Source organism: Hymenobacter humi (genome assembly GCF_042665855.1).
Classification (GTDB): Bacteria; Bacteroidota; Bacteroidia; order Cytophagales; family Hymenobacteraceae; genus Hymenobacter; species Hymenobacter humi.
Genome location: NZ_JBHTEK010000001.1, coordinates 4276015 through 4291834, shown reverse-complemented (window position 1 = coordinate 4291834; position 15820 = coordinate 4276015). Strand labels below are relative to the sequence as shown.

Below are 15820 nucleotides of genomic sequence, written 5' to 3'. Positions count from 1 at the left end.
TGAATTGAGCCAGTCACGAAGCTTTACACCACCTCCTCAGGCGAGGCTCGGGGGCAGGTTCCGGTACCGCCAGCCTGGCCATGGGACCAGTCGACTTCACCGTGAACAGATAGCCAATGGCCAGCAGCACGCACACCAGGCTCAGGGCGTGCACGTAGGGCAGGCGGCTGGCCAGGTTAGAAAATATCCAGCCGGCCAGCAGAGCGCCCAGCCCAATGCCGATTTCGAGGGCGATGTACATGGTGGCCACGGCCCGGCCCCGGTAGTCGGGGTGGCTCAGGTCGATGGTCCAGGCGTAGAGCGCGGGCGAGTTGAGCCCCGCGCCGATGCCGAACACCACGGCCGCCGCCAGAAACCACGCCACCGACGGCGACCACACCAGCAGCGCCAGCCCCGCCGCCAGAATGATGGTGGACCAGCGCAGCACCGGCACCCGCCCGTGGGTGTCCGACACCTTGCCCGCGACCAGCCGGATGCCCAGCGAAGCCACCGTGAAAAACACATAAAACAGGCCCTTGGTATGGCCCTCCAGGCCCAGCAGGCGGCTTTGGTCGGGCACTACGGTGAGCACGGCGCCGTAGGGAAACAGGCACAGGCCCGTGACCAGGGCCGGCGACAGCACGCGCGGCTCCAACACTTCGCTCCATTTCAGCTTGAGCAGCCGCAGGCTAAAGCGTTGCCGCAGGGCCTTGGGCAGGGTTTCGGTGAGGGTGCCCTGCACCACCACCGAGAGCAGCGCCACCGCACTCGAGCAGTAAAACATGGTGTTCAGCGAGAACGTCTCGGCTATCCAGGAACCCAGGGCCGGCCCAAACGCCATGCCCAGCGCCCCGGTTACGCCAAGCATGCCCATGGCCTCGCCGCGCCGCTCCATGGGCACGATGTCGGCGATGTAGGCGGCGGTGCCCGTGGGCTTGAAACCGGTGCTGAAGCCGTGCAGCAGCCGCAGCGTGAGAAACCCCGTGACCGTGACGGCCCAGGGGTAGAAAAATCCGCACAGAAAGCACACCAGCGAGCCCAATACCATCACGGGGATGCGCCCCACGGTATCGGCCAGCTTGCCCGAATACGGCCGCGCCAGGGCCGCCGTGAGCGTAAACAAAGCAATGATGTAGCCCTTGTACTCGCCGCCGCCCAGCCGCGAAAGGTGGTCGGGCAGCTCCGGCAGCAGCAGGTTGAAGCTCAGGAAAAATAGAAACGACGACAAGCACATCAGCCAGAAGCCGATGGAGTAGGGGCGGGAAGCAGGAGTGGGCATGGGTGCCGCAAAGGTCGGCATTTTGCGGCGGGCCTGTGGGTATTGCTGCCACTACTGGCGCGAGTTTAGCGCAGCGTAACTCGTGACTTATCATTCGGGCGAGGCTGTGCCTCGCAGCAGAACGATTCGAAAGCAAAGCCAGATGGTGCGCCATGCTTTTGTCGGTGGCCCGGCAGGGGAGGCACAGCCTCCCCGTCATGCTTCGTCACGAGTTACGCTGCGCTAAACTCGCGCCAGTTGGTGGTTAGAGTATAAGGGTTATAGTAGTTTTCTTACAAACTTACCCTTTACATAAAGTACATGCATAGAATCACTACTAAGCGAATCGTGAAATACAATTCTGCCATCTAATTTATCATGCCGACGCACACCACTTAGCAGCTTTTGCCCGGTCATATAGTATTCTTTAAAAGGGCCGTTCGCCTTGCCGTTTTCCATGGAAAGTATTGCTTTTACACGGCCATTGGAGTAATAAATTCTTTCCAACCCGGTTTCCTTCCCGTTACGCATCAAGCCTTCAATTTTTAAAGTGCCATCGGGGCGAAAGCCCTTAAAAGGCCCCTCTGCCTTGCCATCAATGAAGAAAAACTCGGTCTTTATCTTTCCATTGGGATAATAGACCAAATGCTTGCCTTGTATTACTCCTTCTAGAAAATCCATTTCTGTGTGAATCTCGCCCGATTCGTAGTAGGCGATTGTCTTGCCATCGCGCCAACCATTTTTTCTTGTCACGGACTCTTTGATTTTACCATTATCATAGTATGATTGACGCACGCTTGTGTTTTCGTTTCCCTCGCAGGACAAGCAGAACAAAAAAGGGCATATTAAAACCAGGTACCGCATAAGTGGCCTGTTGCTGCTATTTGACATGGTGGTAGATTAGGTCTGGTGAATAAGTAGAGCAATTTGAAGATTTGAAGGTACTTCTGAGGCTTTGGCCTTTATTTAGAATAGAGCAGGCTGCAGATGAATAATCACTATGGCTGACGTTCAGGCAAGGTAGTGCAGTGCTTTTGGCTATCCTGCCAAAACGGCCGCTCCCGCCTTCCGGCCCCAACCTTGCGCGGGCCCATCCAATGTTTGAATTCCTGAAATCTATTTCCGCCAAGAACCCCAACGGCTCCCGCGGGGCGGCGACAAGCCGCCGGTGAGCGTGCGCGAGCGGGTATCGGCGCTGCGCAATCTGCCGGCGTTTCTCAAGCTCATCTGGCAAACCAGCCCCGCGCTGGCGCTCTCCAATATTGTGCTGCGCCTGTTGCGGGCGGGCCTGCCGCTGGCCATGCTCTATGTGGGCCAGCTCATTCTCGATGCCGTGGTGCACCTCACCCGCCTGCCGGCCCCGGAGCGGGTGCTGGCGCCCGTGCTGCGCCTGGTGGCGCTGGAGTTTGGCCTCGTGCTGCTCACCGATGCCCTGGGCCGCGGCGTGGCCCTGCTCGATTCGCTGCTCGGCGATTTGTTTGCCAACCAGTCGTCCATCCGCCTCATGGCCCACGCCGCCGAGCTCGACCTGGACCAGTTCGAAGACAGCACGTTCTACGACAAGCTGGAGCGAGCCCGCCGCCAAACCCTTTCGCGCACCGTGCTCATGAGCCAGGTGCTCTCGCAGGGCCAAGACCTGGTCACGCTGGTGCTGCTGGCCGGTGGGCTGGTGGCCTTCCAGCCGTGGCTGCTGGTGCTGCTGCTGCTGGCCGTGGTGCCGGCCTTCCTGGGCGAGTCGCACTTCAACGAGCGCAGCTACTCCCTCAGCCACTCCTGGACGCCCGAGCGCCGCGAGCTCGACTACCTCCGCCAAACCGGCGCCTCCGACGAAACGGCCAAGGAAGTGAAGATTTTGGGCTCTCCGATTTTCTCATCAACCGCTTCCGCGAGCTGTCCGACGACTTCTACCGCCAAAACAAAAGCCTCGTGCTGCGCCGCGCCGCCTGGGGCACACTTTTCGCCGCTATTGGCGCGGCCGGCTACTACGGCGCCTATGTCTACATCATTGCCCGCGCCGTGGCCGGGCAGATTTCCCTGGGCCAGCTCACTTTCCTGGCGGGCTCCTTTGCGCGGCTGCGTGGGCTGCTGGAGGGCATCTTGAGCCGCTTTAGCTCTGTGGCCGATGGGGCCTTGTATCTGCAGGATTTTTCGACTTCTTTGCCCTGCGGCCCCGCATTGTGCGCCAGGAAGTTAAAGGCGAAACGGCTAGGCCATTCCCCAGGCCCATTCGGGAGGGTTTTGAGTTTGAAAACGTCGGGTTCCAGTACAAGAATGGTACAAAATGGGCCATCCGGAACCTGTCTTTTAAGCTGGAAGCTGGCGAAAAGCTGGCGCTGGTGGGCGAAAACGGTGCCGGCAAAACCACGCTGGTCAAGCTGCTGGCCCGGCTGTACGACCCCACCGAGGGCCGCATCCTGCTCGACGGGCACGACCTGCGCGAGTACGACCCTGCCGAGTTGCGCCAGGAAATCGGCGTCATCTTCCAGGACTTTGTGCGCTTCCAGCTGCCGGCCGGCCAGAACCTGGCCGTGGGCCGCATCGAGGAGCGCAAAAACCAGCCCCGCATCGAAACCGCCGCCCAGCAAAGCCTGGCCGATACCGTGATTGCGAAGCTGCCCGGTGGCTACGACCAGATGATAGGCCGCCGGTTCAACGGCGGCGTGGACCTGAGCGGCGGCGAGTGGCAAAAAATTGCCCTGGGCCGGGCCTACATGCGCGACGCCCGCCTGCTCATCCTCGACGAGCCCACCGCCGCCCTCGACGCCCGCGCCGAGCATGAAGTTTTTCAGCGGTTCGCCGAATTAACCAAAGGCAAGACGGCCGTACTTATCAGCCACCGGTTCAGCACGGTACGCATGGCCGACCGCATCCTGGTGATTGAAAACGGCCAATTCGTCGAAATCGGCTCGCATGAGGCCCTGCTGGCCAAGGGCGGGCGCTACGCCGAGCTGTTTGCATTGCAGGCCGCCGGCTACCGATAAGCTTTGATTATCAGGCAGATTTACTTAAATTGGTAAACTGCATCGACTCCCTGATATCAATGGCCTTATTATTACGCATATTTCTGAATCTTAGTATAGTTGCGCTTGCCTGTGGCTGTGTTACCTCGCAGGAAGCCCGCATCGAGTCGGATTATAGCTACAGCGGCAATTTCCGGCGCTACCGCACCTACGATTTCATGCGCAACCACGGCCTTGCCAGCGACACCAGCCGCCTGGGCCTTGTGCTGCGCGAAGCCATCCAGACCCGCCTGCAGCAGCAGGGCTACCGGGCCTCGGCCAACCGCCCCGATTTACTGGTCAACTTCCGCATATTTGAAGGCGCCGTACACCTGCGCGGCTACAACCAGGAAGAGCTGGCCCGCTGGGTGGCCCAGCACGAGGAGGAAGACGAAAAGGACGACAAACTCGAACAAAGAAGCCCCCATACATACGAGCCCGTGCGCCGCCTGCTCACCGACGGCACCCTGCTGGTAACCCTGGTGGACGCCCGCTCGCAGCGGGCCATCTGGAACGGCTACGCTTCCGGCGTGGACGTGCCCGACACCGACCGGGCCGAAATCGTGCTGCGCCGCTCCGTGCGCTCCATTTTCGACCGCTACCGCATCCTGGCCAAAGGGTACGTTCTCTCGCCGGAGAGCACCGAAGCCGGCGGGCACTAGCTGCGCGCTTCCCGACTGGGCGAAACCACGTGTGGTTATTTTCTGGCTGATTATCAGTCTGTAGCAGTGTTAGTTCTCGTAGTTGAAATGTTCGTTCATCCGTCAATTCCCACACCGTTATGCGCTCCATTTTCACCTTCCTGCTCATTCTGGGCTTCGCAGCATCCTTGGCGGCGTGCATGACCACCCGCGAAGCCCGCATCGACTCCGACTACAGCTACCGCGGCAACTTTCGCCACTACCGCACCTTCGATTTTGTAACCGGCACGGGCCTGTCGGCCGACACCAGCCGCCTGGGCCAATCCTTGCGCGACGCCATCCGGCAGCGCCTGCAAGTGCAGGGCTACCGCCAGGCCCGCCGGCGCCCCGACATGCTGGTGAGCTTCCGGGTGTACGAGGGCGACATGAACTTTCACGGCTTCGTGCAGGAAGACCTCAGCCAGTGGATTAAGCACAACATCGAAGAGAACGAAGACACCCCCGATGCAGACCGCCACGGCTACCAGCCCGTGCGCCTGCTCCTGGCCGAGGGCACGCTCCTGGTCACGCTCATCGACATGAAAACCAACCGCGCCGTCTGGAACGGCTACGCCTCGGGCGTGAGCGTGCCCGAAGGCCCCATGGGCGAAGTGGTGCTGCGCCGCGCCGTGCGCTCCATCCTCGACCGCTACCGCGTCTTCACCCAGGAGTTCGCCAATGGCACCCTGCCCCAAAACCAAGCCACCGAGCCGGGCCGGTAAGTATCGGAGCCTGTCGCATTATAGCAAATCGTCTGTCATGCTGAGCACAGCGAAGCATCTTCTCAGGTCAGCACAAATCATTGAGCCGCGAGAAGATGCTTCGCTGTGCTCAGTATGACAATTCCTTTACAACAAAGGAGTCAAGAAAAGCCTCCTTACCTATGCCTGGCCTGAATCAACTCCGCGGCAATGCTAATGGCAATTTCCTCGGGCGTCTGGCTATTGATGGGCAGCCCGATTGGTCCCCGCAGGCTGCGCGACTGCCGCTTCTGAAAACCCATCTTCAAGCAGCGGCGGCGCAGCTCGGCCACTTTCACGGCGCTGCCCATCACGCCGAGGTAGCGGTAGGGGAGGCCCACCAGGCTGCCGCAGCACCGCGGCATCGGTGCGGTAGCCCACTGTCATCACCACCACGTGCTGGTGCGGGCCCGGGGGATTTCGGCCGCCACGTTGTCATAGCTGATGACGCGCCGATGGTGGGCTGCATCGTTGGCTTCCAGCGTGGGCAAATTGGGCCGGTCGTCGAGCACGGTTAGCTCAAAATCGAGCAGCGACAGGGCTCGGGACAAAGCCAGGCTCACATGCCCGCCGCCCACAATGATGACGTGGTCGCGAAAGCCCAGCCTGCTCGCGGTATTGCCACCCCGGCCCCGACTGGTATTCGTAAAATGGCGCCCCGGAAAGTGAAGCCGCACCACCAGGCGAAGCCTCCGACAGCAGCTGTAGCCCCGATTCGATGCTCAGCAGCAGTTGGCCCCATATGTCCGCGAGTAGCGCCTTTTCGATGGCTGCCACCACGGGCAAGTCGCCGATTGTCAGCGGCCAGAGCAGCACTTCCTGCTCGCCCGAGCACATCATGCCTGAGCGGTCGGTCGGTGCTTCGCGGCGGTGAACCTGGGGCCGCAGCACGGGGCCGAATTCGCCGGCGTGCAGCCGCTGCCGGGCCAGCTCAATAAACTTGTGCTCCATGATGCCGCCCCCGATGGAGCCAGCCGTTTCCGCGGCCGTCACGCTCATCTTGAAGCCCTGCCGGCCGGGGCTGCTGCCCGCGCTGCTCACCACGCACAGCAGCGCCACAGGCACGCCCGCCCGCAAGCTGGCAGCCGCCAGCGCCCAAACAGGCAAGTCGCGCGGAGAAGCAGGCATACGCTACGCTTAATGAAGAATTGGGAATGAAGAATGAGGAATAGGCGGATAACTCCCCTCCTTACCAAGGAGGGGATGCTCAACTGCCAAGTTGAGCTGGGGTGGTTGAATCGTTGAACGAAGGGCGAAGGACTCGCGCAAGAATCGTTCGGGTGTCGTACAACGATTCAACCACCCCCGTTCTCGCCTTTGGCTCGAACATCCCCTCCTTGATAAGGAGGGGAGTTTTTTGTTCTGATTACTTATTCAGCGCGCCCTGCTCAATCCAGCACCGGATTAGGTCCCGCTCTTCCTGGGTAATCTGGGTTTTGTTGTTCTGGGGCATGGTCTTCGTTACCACTACGCGCTGCATGATTTTGTCTTTCAGGCGAATGATGTCCTCGGGGGTATCATAAACGACGCCATTGGGTGGCGACTTGAACACGTCGTCGGTTGGCTTGGAGGAGTGGCACTGTATGCAACGCTTCTGCACAATCAAATTCACCTGGCTGATGCCTACTTCCTGGGTGCAGGCGGCCGCAGCGCTGGCACTGTCCTGGGCGGGCGGGGCGGTCACGAACACGACCCCCAGCAGCAGGGCTACGGCGGCGGGCAGCACCCACACGGCTGTGTCTGTCTGGTGCTTTTCGCGCAGGTTGAGCCAGTGCTTTACTCCGGCCGTGCCCAGCGTGATGGCCGCCAGAATAGCCCAGGGGTAGGAATGGCTGAACGTGCTGGGGAAGTGGTTGCTCACCATCACAAACAGCACGGGCAGCGTGAAGTAGTTGTTGTGCAGCGAGCGGGCCAGGGCGTTTTTACCCAGCTGGGGGTCCAGCGGGGTGCCTTCGGTGGCGGCCTTCACCATGGCCTTCTGGGCCGGGATGATGGTGAAGAAAACGTTGCCCACCATGAGCGTGCCCAGCATGGCCCCGAAGTGGATGTAAGCCGCCCGGGCGCTGAACACCTCGGCGTAGAAATAGGCAAAAGCCGTGGCGATAACGAAGCCAATGACCTTAAACCAGGGGCTGCGCACCAGCGCCGTGCGGCACAGCCCGTCATAAACCAGCCAGGCCACCACAAACGAGGCCACGCCAATGCCCACCCCCGCCAGCGGCGAAATGTCCAGCACCCGCGGGTCAATCAGCATGGAGCTGGCGTTGAAATAATACACCACAAACAGCAGGCTGAAACCCGAGAGCCAGGTGAAATAGGCCTCGTACTTAAACCAGTGCAGGCTTTTGGGAATGACTTTGGGGGCTGACTTGTACTTCTCGAGGTAATAGAAGCCGCCGCCGTGCACGGCCCAGAGGTTACCGGCCAGGCTCCTCGCGCACGTTGTCGGTGCGGTTGAGGGCGTTTTCCAGGAACACGAAGTAGAACGAAGCCCCAATCCAGGCGATGCCAAAGGTGATGTGCATGAGGCGCACCACAATATTGAGCCATTCCATGATGTGGCCGGCCCAAGGCGTGTCGCGCACCAGCACGTAGCAAATGCCCACGGCCGCCACCACGGCCAGGAAAATGAGGGCGTAGGAATAGCCCTCCAGCGTGAAGCCGCTCTCGCCCACCACGCCACCATCGGGCCGCGTTTTGGCCACGCGCTGCAACGCGAAGATGACGCCCAGCAGCAGCAGAAACGCCAGTATTAAAGCAAACAGGGTAACGTATTGAATCATAGTTAGCAGTAGGAGAGGGCAGCAGGTATTGAGATGGTCATGGGTATTTAGCCCGTTATGCAAAGTGGAGCTAGAACGTCATGCCGAGTGTAGCGAACCGAAGGTTGGCATAGCCAACCATCTTTGCCTCATTAGTAATCCAATAAGCTGAATTAGTGCCGAGGTAAAGATGCTTCGCTGTGCTCTGCATGACGGACGATTGCCAGCACACGACGTTCTTTCAACCCCGTAATTAATTGAGCCGGGAAAAAGTCCCCAATTTAGCGCCAAACTTCTCCTTCATGCCAAACCTTGCCCTGCGCAGCCAACGGGTCGTCACGCCCGAAGGCGTCCGCGCCGCCACCATTCTCATCGAAAACGGCCGCATTGCCGCCCTGCTGCCCCATAATGCCGATGTAGCCGATGCCACGCTCGTCGACGTAGGCAACCGTGCCATCCTGCCCGGCGTTATCGACCCGCACGTGCACATCAACGAGCCGGGCCGCACCAACTGGGAGGGCTTCGACACGGCCACCCGCGCCGCGCTGGCCGGTGGCCTTACCACGCTGGTTGACATGCCGCTGAACTCGGCGCCGGTCACCACGTCGGTGGCGAATCTGGAGATAAAGCGGGCTGCAACCATAGGGCAGCTGCACACCAACGTGGGCTTCTGGGGCGGGGTCGTGCCCGGCAACGCCGATGAAATTGAGCCGCTGATTGCGGCCGGTGTGCTGGGCTTCAAGGCCTTTTTGACGCATTCGGGTATCGATGATTTTCCGAATGCCACAGAGGACGATTTGCGCCGGGTAATGCCCATTCTGGCGCGCCACAAGCTGCCCCTGCTGGTGCATTGCGAGCTTTCGGTTGAAGACGATGCCTGGAAGCAGAACGACCATCGCTCGTACCCAAATTACCTCTCTTCCCGGCCCAAGGAGTGGGAAGACGAGGCCGTGGCGATGATGATTCGCCTATGCGAAGAATTCCGCTGCCCCGTGCACATCGTGCATTTGTCGTCGGCCAATTCCATTGCGCCCATTGCCGCCGCCAAGGCCCGGGGCCTGCCGCTCACCGTGGAAACCGGCCAGCACTACCTCTACTTCAACGCCGAGGATATTGCCGACGGCCAGACGCAGTTTAAGTGCGCGCCGCCCATCCGCGAAAAGGCCAACAACGACCAGCTCTGGGCCGCGCTGCAGGCCGGCATCATCGATTTTGTGGCTACCGACCACTCGCCCGCGCCTCCCGATTTGAAGCAGGCTCGCAAGCGGCGATTTTACCACGGCCTGGGGCGGCATTGCCTCGCTGCAGCTGGCCCTACCCGTGCTCTGGACAGCTGCCCGCCAGCGCGGCGCCACGCTCCCGGACCTGGCCCGCTGGCTCAGCGAAAATCCAGCTCAACTCATCGGCCAGAGCCATAAAAAAGGCCGGATTGCCGTGGGCTACGACGCCGATTTAATCGTGCTGGACCCCGAAAAATCCTTCGTGGTGCAGGAGGAAATGATTCAGCACAAACACAAAGTGTCGCCTTACATTTGCCAGGAATTGTGGGGCGTAGTGGAGCAGACTTTTCTGAAGGGAAAGCAAGTGTATGAGCACCCCATGTTCACCCAACTCAACCAAGGCGAAATCATAACCCGGTAGCTGAATGCAGCAGGAATACACAGCGCGCGCTGAGCAAATTATGCAGCGCATTCAGCAACTGGCGGCCATCAGCGAAGACGAGCACGGCGTGACGCGCACGTTCGGCACGCCCGCCTTCCTGGAGGGCCGCGCCCTGGTGCAAACCTGTATGGAAGCCGCCGGCCTGCTCACCCGCGTCGACGGCATCGGCAACCTGCGCGCCCGCCTCGAAAGCCGCAACCCCGACGCCAAAACCTTCGTGCTGGCCTCGCACATCGACACGGTGGTGAACGCCGGCAAGTTCGACGGCCCGCTGGGCGTGCTCATGGGGCTCGATTTGCTGGAGCAGCTCCTGGCCCAGCGCGCCGACCTGCCGTTTCACATTGAGCTGATTGCCTTCAGCGACGAAGAAGGCGTGCGCTTTCACACCACGTACCTGGGCAGCGAGGTAGTAACCGGCGCCTTCGACCATGCCCTGCTGGCCCGGCGCGACGAGGCCGGCGTGACCCTCGACCAGGCCCTGGAAATTATGGGCGGCGACGCCTCGCAATTGGCCCTCGATGCCATTCCGGCGGCCGAGTGGCTGGGGTATTTTGAGATGCACATTGAGCAGGGCCCCGTGCTCTGGGAGCGCAACGTGCCGGTGGCGCTGGTCACGGCCATTGCCGGGCAGCAGCGGGTGGAGCTGGTGTTTCGGGGCATGGCCGGCCACGCCGGCACCGTGCCCATGAACATGCGCCAGGACGCCCTGTGCGCCGCCGCCGAGTTTGTGCTCACCGCCGAGCAGTTTGCCCAGGCCCACGGCCAGGGGCTGGTGGCCACGGTGGGCAAGCTGAGCATCAGCCACGCGGCCAGCAACGTCATTCCCGGCGAAGTAACCTGCACCCTCGACCTGCGCAGCCCCCACCAGGCCCAGGCGGCCGATGCGTACCGCGCCCTGCTCAACTTCGCCGAAGGCCTCGCCGCCCAGCGCAACGTGGAGCCTGGTGTGGCGGCTGGTGCAGCAAACCGCCCCCGTGGCCTGCAGCCAGCCCCTGAACGACCTGCTGGCCCAGGCCATCGCCGAGTCCGGCTACGAGACCATGTCGCTGGTGAGCGGCGCCGGCCACGACGCCGTGCCCGTATCGGCCGTGGCACCGGCCACCATGCTGTTTATCCGCTGCTACAAAGGCATCAGCCACAACCCATTGGAAAACGTGGAGCTAGCTGACCTGGCCGCCGCCATCGCCGTAGCCGACCGGTTTATTCATCAATTAAGAATGAAGAATGAGCAGTAAACAACTGTCATGTCGAGCGCAGCCGAGACATCTCGCTCGGGGCAGTAATTAATTACTTCAGCACGCGAGATGTCTCGGCTGCGCTCGACATGACGGGCTGGTTTAATCCTTTCTCAATTCCTCATTCTTCCCTCCTCATTCCTCATTCAAACCATGGAAATGTCGGCCCTGACCCGCTCGGTTGTCAAGCGTAACCACGCCATCATCGCCCCCGATGGCTACATCAACAGCAACGTGCCCGGCTGGACCGGCTGCACCGTGAACGTCATCATCAACGAGCAAATGGGCGCCCGCCTCTGCCAAACCCTGATTACGCTGACCGATGCCGGCAAACTGGTAGGCGAAACCCAGGCCTCGCAGATTTTCTTCTACGTGGTACAGGGCCAGTGCCAGGTCGTGGTGGGCGGCGAAACCCGCACGCTTGCCGTGGGCCAGTACGTATACATTCCCGTGGGCCAGGCCTACGAATTCACGCAGCCGGAAGCCGGCACGCAGGCTGCTCAGTTTTCATAAAGTGTACGAACCGCTGTCGGGCCACACTACGCCGGCCATCTTCTGGGGCGAGCGGGACTACAGCAAAGCGCCCATCTACATGAACGACGAGGCCCTGCGCATCCAGGAGCCTGCTGCCCAATGAGTGGGCTTCGACATGGCCGTGAACATCTTCACCTACGGCATCGGCGGCAACCTGCCAATGGTGGAAACGCACATCATGGAGCACGGCCTCATGTACCTCGAAGGCCAGGCCATCTACATGCTCGACCAGTGCTGGTACCCCGTGAAAAAAGGCGATTCCATCTGGATGGCGCCCTACTGCCAGCAGTGGGCCACCGCCATGGGCCAGGAGCCCTCGGTGTACATCTATTACAAGAACGTCAACCGCTTCCCGACGGTGATATAATTATCGTTTCCCAATAAAACGGTCATGCTGAGCGCAGTCGAAGCATCTCGCCCGCTTCGCCCTCGCGATGGAATTACTACCACACGCGAGATGCTTCGACTGCGCTCAGCATGACGGGCTTTTTTATTTGCTGAATGACTATAAACGAATTAAATAGACTCCCCAAGCCTGCCCTCGCCGAAGCCCTAAGCAAATGCTGCGGCTCCACGGCATGGGTGGAAAATATGGTCGCCATATTCCCCGTCGCTGACGCCGAAACCCTGATGGACCAGGCCAATACGCAGTGGAATAAGTTAAGCGAAGCCGACTGGCGCGAAGCCTTCACGCACCACCCCAAAATTGGCGGTGATGTAGCCACCCTGCGCGAAAAATTTGCCAGCACCAGCACGTGGGCCGAAGGCGAGCAAGCCTCTGTAAAACAAGCGTCTCAAGAAACACTGGAAGCTTTAGCGGCTGGCAATACCGAATACGAGCAGAAATTCGGCTACATATTTATTGTCTGCGCCACGGGGAAAACGGCGGAGGAAATGCTGGCTTTATTGCAAGCGCGCCTGTCGAATAAACCCGAAGACGAAATACTAATTGCTGCCGGCGAGCAAAATAAAATCACCCGCCTGCGCCTCGAGAAACTATTAGCCGCATGAGCCAAATTACCACCCACATTCTCGATACCACGAAGGGCAAACCGGCTGCGGGCGTGACCATTGCGCTGCTGCAGCAAGCCGGCGACAACTGGCAGGAAATTGCGCGCGGCGTGACTAATACCGACGGTCGAATTGCGGATTTATTACCCAATTCAACTCAATTAGAATTGGGGATTTATAAAATGAAATTCTTCACCAAAGAATATTTCGAGCAGGACGGAACGGCTAACTTTTATCCGCTGGTAGAAATAATTTTTGACGTGTCCACTACCGAACATTACCACGTGCCGCTGCTGCTGAACCCCTTCGGCTACGCTACCTACCGCGGCTCATGATGTAGAGGTCAATGATTAGCGGTTAGTGATTAATGTCGTTCAGCCATTTATTATTTTTTGCCAATAATCATTAATCGCTAGTCATTAATCATTACATAAATTTTCCACATGAAACTCAGCTTACCCGAATCCGACAAATCCGCCCTGCTCGATGAGGCTCGGCGTGGCCAACCTGCACTTCCAGCAAACCTATCCCGGCGACAAGCCCGACCGCCAGCCCGTGCACACCGTGTACGGCGGCGCCAACCTCTTCAAGGCTGATACCTGCGTGCGCATGGGCGACATTGCCCTCAACAACCTGCAGACCTACGCGCCCAATTTTGTGGAGCCTGGCCCGCGTGCTGCAGCTCAAGAACCACGAGCACCTGCCCACCCTGGCCGCCGATATCGCTGACCTCACCGCCCGCCTCGATGCCATGACGCCCGCCGAGCGCAAGCACGAGCCGGCCTGGCTGGCGTACTCGGTCTACAACAAGATTGTGCAGAAGCTGAAGCGCGAAGCCGTGGAAGACTTCCGCGTGGACTTTGAAGATGGCTTCGGCAACCGCCCCGATGCTGAAGAGGACGAAACCGCCGTGCGCGCCGCCAAGGAAGTAGCCAAGGGCATGGCCCAGGGCACGCTCTCGCCGTTCATCGGCATCCGCATCAAGCCCTTCACCGAGGACATGAAGGCTCGCGGCGTGCGCACGCTCGACATTTTTCTGACCACGCTGCTGGCCGAAACCAACGGCAAGCTGCCCGACAACTTCGTGGTGATGTTGCCCAAGGTGACCATCCCCGAGCAGATGACGACGATGGTGCGTCTGTTTGAGCTGCTGGAAAAGGCCAATGGCCTCGCGCCCGGCACCCTCAAAATGGAGACCATGGTGGAGGCCACGCAAATCATCATGGACGAGGAGGGCCGCAACCCGCTCATGCGCATCATCCGGGCCAGTGAGGGGCGCTGCATTGCTGCCCACTTCGGCACGTACGACTACACGGCAAGCTGCGGCATCACGGCCAAGTACCAGACCATGGGCCACCCGGTGTGCGACTTCGCCCACCACATGACCAAAGTAGCGCTGGGCGGCACCGGCATCTTCCTCTCCGATGGTGCTACCAACGTCATGCCCATCGGCCCGCACCGCGGCGAGAACCTGAGCTACGCCCAACTGCGCGAAAACCAGGAATCGGTACACAAAGCCTGGCGCCAGGCCTTCCACCACAGCACGCACTCGCTGATTAACGGCATGTATCAGGGCTGGGACCTGAACCCCGCCCAATTGCCCATGCGCTACGCCGCCACCTACAACTTCTTCCTGAGCAGCTACGACGACGCGGTGCTTCGCCTGAAAACTTTCGTGGAGCGCGCCGCCATTTCCACCCTCACCGGCGACATTTTCGACGACGCCGCCACCGGCCAGGGCCTGCTCAACTTCTTCCTGAAAGCCCTGAACTGCGGCGCCATTTCGGAAGAAGAAATTGAAGCCACCGGCTTGACGCGCGACGAAATCAACACCCGCTCGTTCTTCCGCATCCTGGAAGGTCGGCGCAAGCAGGCCGTGGCATAGTTGAGCCATAGGCACGAGACATAGCGGTTATTACATTTAAGTAAAATCGTTTACATTCGGGGTGAGGCGGCGAAAGCTGCTCACTGCGAATTGTAAACGATTTTTCTTTTGGCGTGCTTCCTATCTCTGCCTGCGGGGAGACGCGCTGGCCTTTTCTCTGCGCTATGAAGCTTCTGTTACTCGTTGCCGCTCAGCTGTTGCTGGTTTCCGGGGCTGCTGCCCAAGCAGCCCCCGACCTTGTCCTCACCGGCGGAAAGGTGTTTACCGCCGACCCCGCGCGGCCTTACGCCCAAGCCTTGGCCGTGCGGGGCGAGCGGATTGTGGCCGTAGGAAGCACGGCTGATATCAGCAAGCTGGCGGGGCCGCGCACCCGGCGCATCGATTTGCGGGGCCGCACCGTGGTGCCGGGTTTCAACGATGCCCACACGCATTTGCCGCCCGGCAACCCCCTGGGGCGGTTTTTTCGGTTTCCGAAAGCGCCGGTGCTGGCTGGTCCCAGTTCGGCCCAGGTGCTCGATACGCTGGCGAAGCTGGCGCGCCGGGTGCCCCCGGGCACGTGGCTGGAAGGCGAAGTCGGCCTTACCGCGCTGCTCGACCCGCAAGTGCGCCGGGCGGAGCTCGACCAGATAACGGCCACTCATCCGGTGATGCTGCACACGCCGTGGGGCACGGCTGCGTGGTCAATTCGGTGGCGCTGCAGCAGCTGCGCATCGCCGACGGCGACCCGGCCCCCTTGGCGGCGCCTACGAACGCTACCCGGGCACCAATCAGCTCAACGGCTCGCTGCTGGAATACGGCAGCTGGGGCCCGCGCCGCGAGCTGAACGGCCAGGTGCCCGACGCCTTGTGGGTGCAGCAGCTGCAAGCCTATGGCGCTGAGGCGCTGCGTTTCGGCATCACCAGTGTGCAGGACATGGCGGGCACCCTGCCGCCCGTCCAGACCGTGCGCGTGGTGCAAGCGGCCAAACTGCCTCTGCGGCACCGCATTATGCCGTATTTTATGACTTCCCCGCAAGGCATCAAGCACCGGGAGTGGGACGGTGTCAACCGCCGGCCCACGCCGCTGGCACGGGTAG

The 15820-nt window shown here is 60.6% G+C and carries 20 protein-coding genes and 2 pseudogenes; 15 read left to right on the top strand and 7 right to left on the bottom strand.

Going from position 1 to position 15820, the window contains the following annotated elements; all coding sequences use genetic code 11:
- Positions 1-13 precede the first annotated feature (13 nt).
- Together ACFQT0_RS24265 and ACFQT0_RS24260 are read right to left on the bottom strand one after the other, a co-directional pair.
- Entirely contained in the window at positions 14-1258 is a 1245-nt protein-coding gene (locus tag ACFQT0_RS24265) for an MFS transporter (protein ID WP_380205603.1), read from the bottom strand.
- 258 nt (positions 1259-1516) lie between these two features.
- Positions 1517-2062: a toxin-antitoxin system YwqK family antitoxin gene (locus ACFQT0_RS24260; protein ID WP_380205602.1), complete on the bottom strand. Its 546-nt coding sequence runs from the start codon at positions 2060-2062 to the stop codon at positions 1517-1519.
- Between the two features lie 289 nt (positions 2063-2351).
- Between ACFQT0_RS24260 and ACFQT0_RS24255 the strand changes: the two are divergent.
- The 3 genes and pseudogenes from ACFQT0_RS24255 to ACFQT0_RS24245 all read left to right on the top strand — a co-directional run bounded on the left by ACFQT0_RS24255 (position 2352) and on the right by ACFQT0_RS24245 (position 5638).
- Positions 2352-4218, top strand: a pseudogene (locus ACFQT0_RS24255) (ABC transporter ATP-binding protein).
- A gap of 59 nt (positions 4219-4277) precedes the next feature.
- On the top strand, positions 4278-4898 hold the full coding sequence (locus ACFQT0_RS24250) for a DUF4136 domain-containing protein (protein WP_380205601.1): 621 nt from the start codon (positions 4278-4280) through the stop codon (positions 4896-4898).
- Positions 4899-5017: 119 nt separating this feature from the next.
- Entirely contained in the window at positions 5018-5638 is a 621-nt protein-coding gene (locus ACFQT0_RS24245) for a DUF4136 domain-containing protein (protein ID WP_380205600.1), read from the top strand.
- A 155-nt stretch (positions 5639-5793) separates the two neighbouring features.
- Here ACFQT0_RS24245 and ACFQT0_RS24240 read toward each other — a convergent pair whose 3' ends face one another.
- The 5 genes from ACFQT0_RS24240 to ACFQT0_RS24220 form a co-directional block, all read right to left on the bottom strand.
- Complete coding sequence (locus ACFQT0_RS24240) at positions 5794-5997, bottom strand: XdhC family protein (protein WP_380205599.1); 204 nt, start codon at positions 5995-5997, stop codon at positions 5794-5796.
- A gap of 45 nt (positions 5998-6042) precedes the next feature.
- Entirely contained in the window at positions 6043-6207 is a 165-nt protein-coding gene (locus ACFQT0_RS24235) for a hypothetical protein (protein WP_380205598.1), read from the bottom strand.
- The gene (locus tag ACFQT0_RS24230) at positions 6176-6784 is read right to left on the bottom strand and encodes an XdhC family protein (protein ID WP_380205596.1); all 609 of its coding nucleotides are present in this window, start codon (positions 6782-6784) and stop codon (positions 6176-6178) included. Before ACFQT0_RS24230 ends, ACFQT0_RS24235 begins: the two co-directional genes overlap by 32 nt.
- A 238-nt stretch (positions 6785-7022) precedes the next feature.
- A complete protein-coding gene (locus ACFQT0_RS24225; protein ID WP_380205595.1) occupies positions 7023-8063 on the bottom strand; it encodes a urate hydroxylase PuuD in 1041 nt (346 codons plus the stop codon).
- Positions 8064-8073: 10 nt separating this feature from the next.
- Positions 8074-8439, bottom strand: coding sequence for a urate hydroxylase PuuD (locus tag ACFQT0_RS24220; RefSeq protein WP_380205594.1), 366 nt, complete (start codon positions 8437-8439; stop codon positions 8074-8076).
- 281 nt (positions 8440-8720) lie between these two features.
- On the opposite strand from ACFQT0_RS24220, the gene allB reads away from it, so the two are divergent.
- The 12 genes and pseudogenes from allB (at position 8721) to ACFQT0_RS24160 (ending at position 15623) form a co-directional block, all read left to right on the top strand.
- On the top strand, positions 8721-9836 hold the full coding sequence (allB, locus tag ACFQT0_RS24215; protein WP_380205593.1) for an allantoinase AllB: 1116 nt from the start codon (positions 8721-8723) through the stop codon (positions 9834-9836).
- Positions 9739-10059 (top strand): amidohydrolase family protein, encoded by a 321-nt coding sequence (locus tag ACFQT0_RS24210; RefSeq protein WP_380205592.1) that lies wholly within the window; start codon positions 9739-9741, stop codon positions 10057-10059. Before allB ends, ACFQT0_RS24210 begins: the two co-directional genes overlap by 98 nt.
- A gap of 4 nt (positions 10060-10063) precedes the next feature.
- Positions 10064-10975, top strand: a pseudogene (locus tag ACFQT0_RS24205) (hydantoinase/carbamoylase family amidase); the annotation flags it as partial.
- A complete protein-coding gene (locus ACFQT0_RS24200) occupies positions 10962-11315 on the top strand; it encodes a M20/M25/M40 family metallo-hydrolase (RefSeq protein WP_380205591.1) in 354 nt (117 codons plus the stop codon). The pseudogene ACFQT0_RS24205 and the gene ACFQT0_RS24200, both read left to right, overlap by 14 nt.
- Before the next feature lie 153 nt (positions 11316-11468).
- Positions 11469-11828, top strand: a complete 360-nt coding sequence (locus tag ACFQT0_RS24195; RefSeq protein WP_380205590.1) for a cupin domain-containing protein — start codon at positions 11469-11471, stop codon at positions 11826-11828.
- Between the two features lies 1 nt (position 11829).
- Positions 11830-11952, top strand: coding sequence for a hypothetical protein (locus tag ACFQT0_RS24190; RefSeq protein WP_380205589.1), 123 nt, complete (start codon positions 11830-11832; stop codon positions 11950-11952).
- The gene (locus tag ACFQT0_RS24185; protein ID WP_380205588.1) at positions 11953-12216 is read left to right on the top strand and encodes a hypothetical protein; all 264 of its coding nucleotides are present in this window, start codon (positions 11953-11955) and stop codon (positions 12214-12216) included.
- Positions 12217-12350: 134 nt separating this feature from the next.
- On the top strand, positions 12351-12860 hold the full coding sequence (uraD, locus tag ACFQT0_RS24180; RefSeq protein WP_380205587.1) for a 2-oxo-4-hydroxy-4-carboxy-5-ureidoimidazoline decarboxylase: 510 nt from the start codon (positions 12351-12353) through the stop codon (positions 12858-12860).
- Complete coding sequence (gene uraH / locus ACFQT0_RS24175; protein WP_380205586.1) at positions 12857-13195, top strand: hydroxyisourate hydrolase; 339 nt, start codon at positions 12857-12859, stop codon at positions 13193-13195. Before uraD ends, uraH begins: the two co-directional genes overlap by 4 nt.
- 151 nt (positions 13196-13346) lie before the next feature.
- Positions 13347-13589 (top strand): DUF6986 family protein, encoded by a 243-nt coding sequence (locus tag ACFQT0_RS24170; RefSeq protein WP_380205585.1) that lies wholly within the window; start codon positions 13347-13349, stop codon positions 13587-13589.
- Positions 13534-14745, top strand: coding sequence for a DUF6986 family protein (locus ACFQT0_RS24165; RefSeq protein WP_380205584.1), 1212 nt, complete (start codon positions 13534-13536; stop codon positions 14743-14745). Before ACFQT0_RS24170 ends, ACFQT0_RS24165 begins: the two co-directional genes overlap by 56 nt.
- A gap of 164 nt (positions 14746-14909) precedes the next feature.
- Positions 14910-15623, top strand: a complete 714-nt coding sequence (locus ACFQT0_RS24160) for an amidohydrolase family protein (protein WP_380205583.1) — start codon at positions 14910-14912, stop codon at positions 15621-15623.
- Positions 15624-15820: the final 197 nt, after the last annotated feature.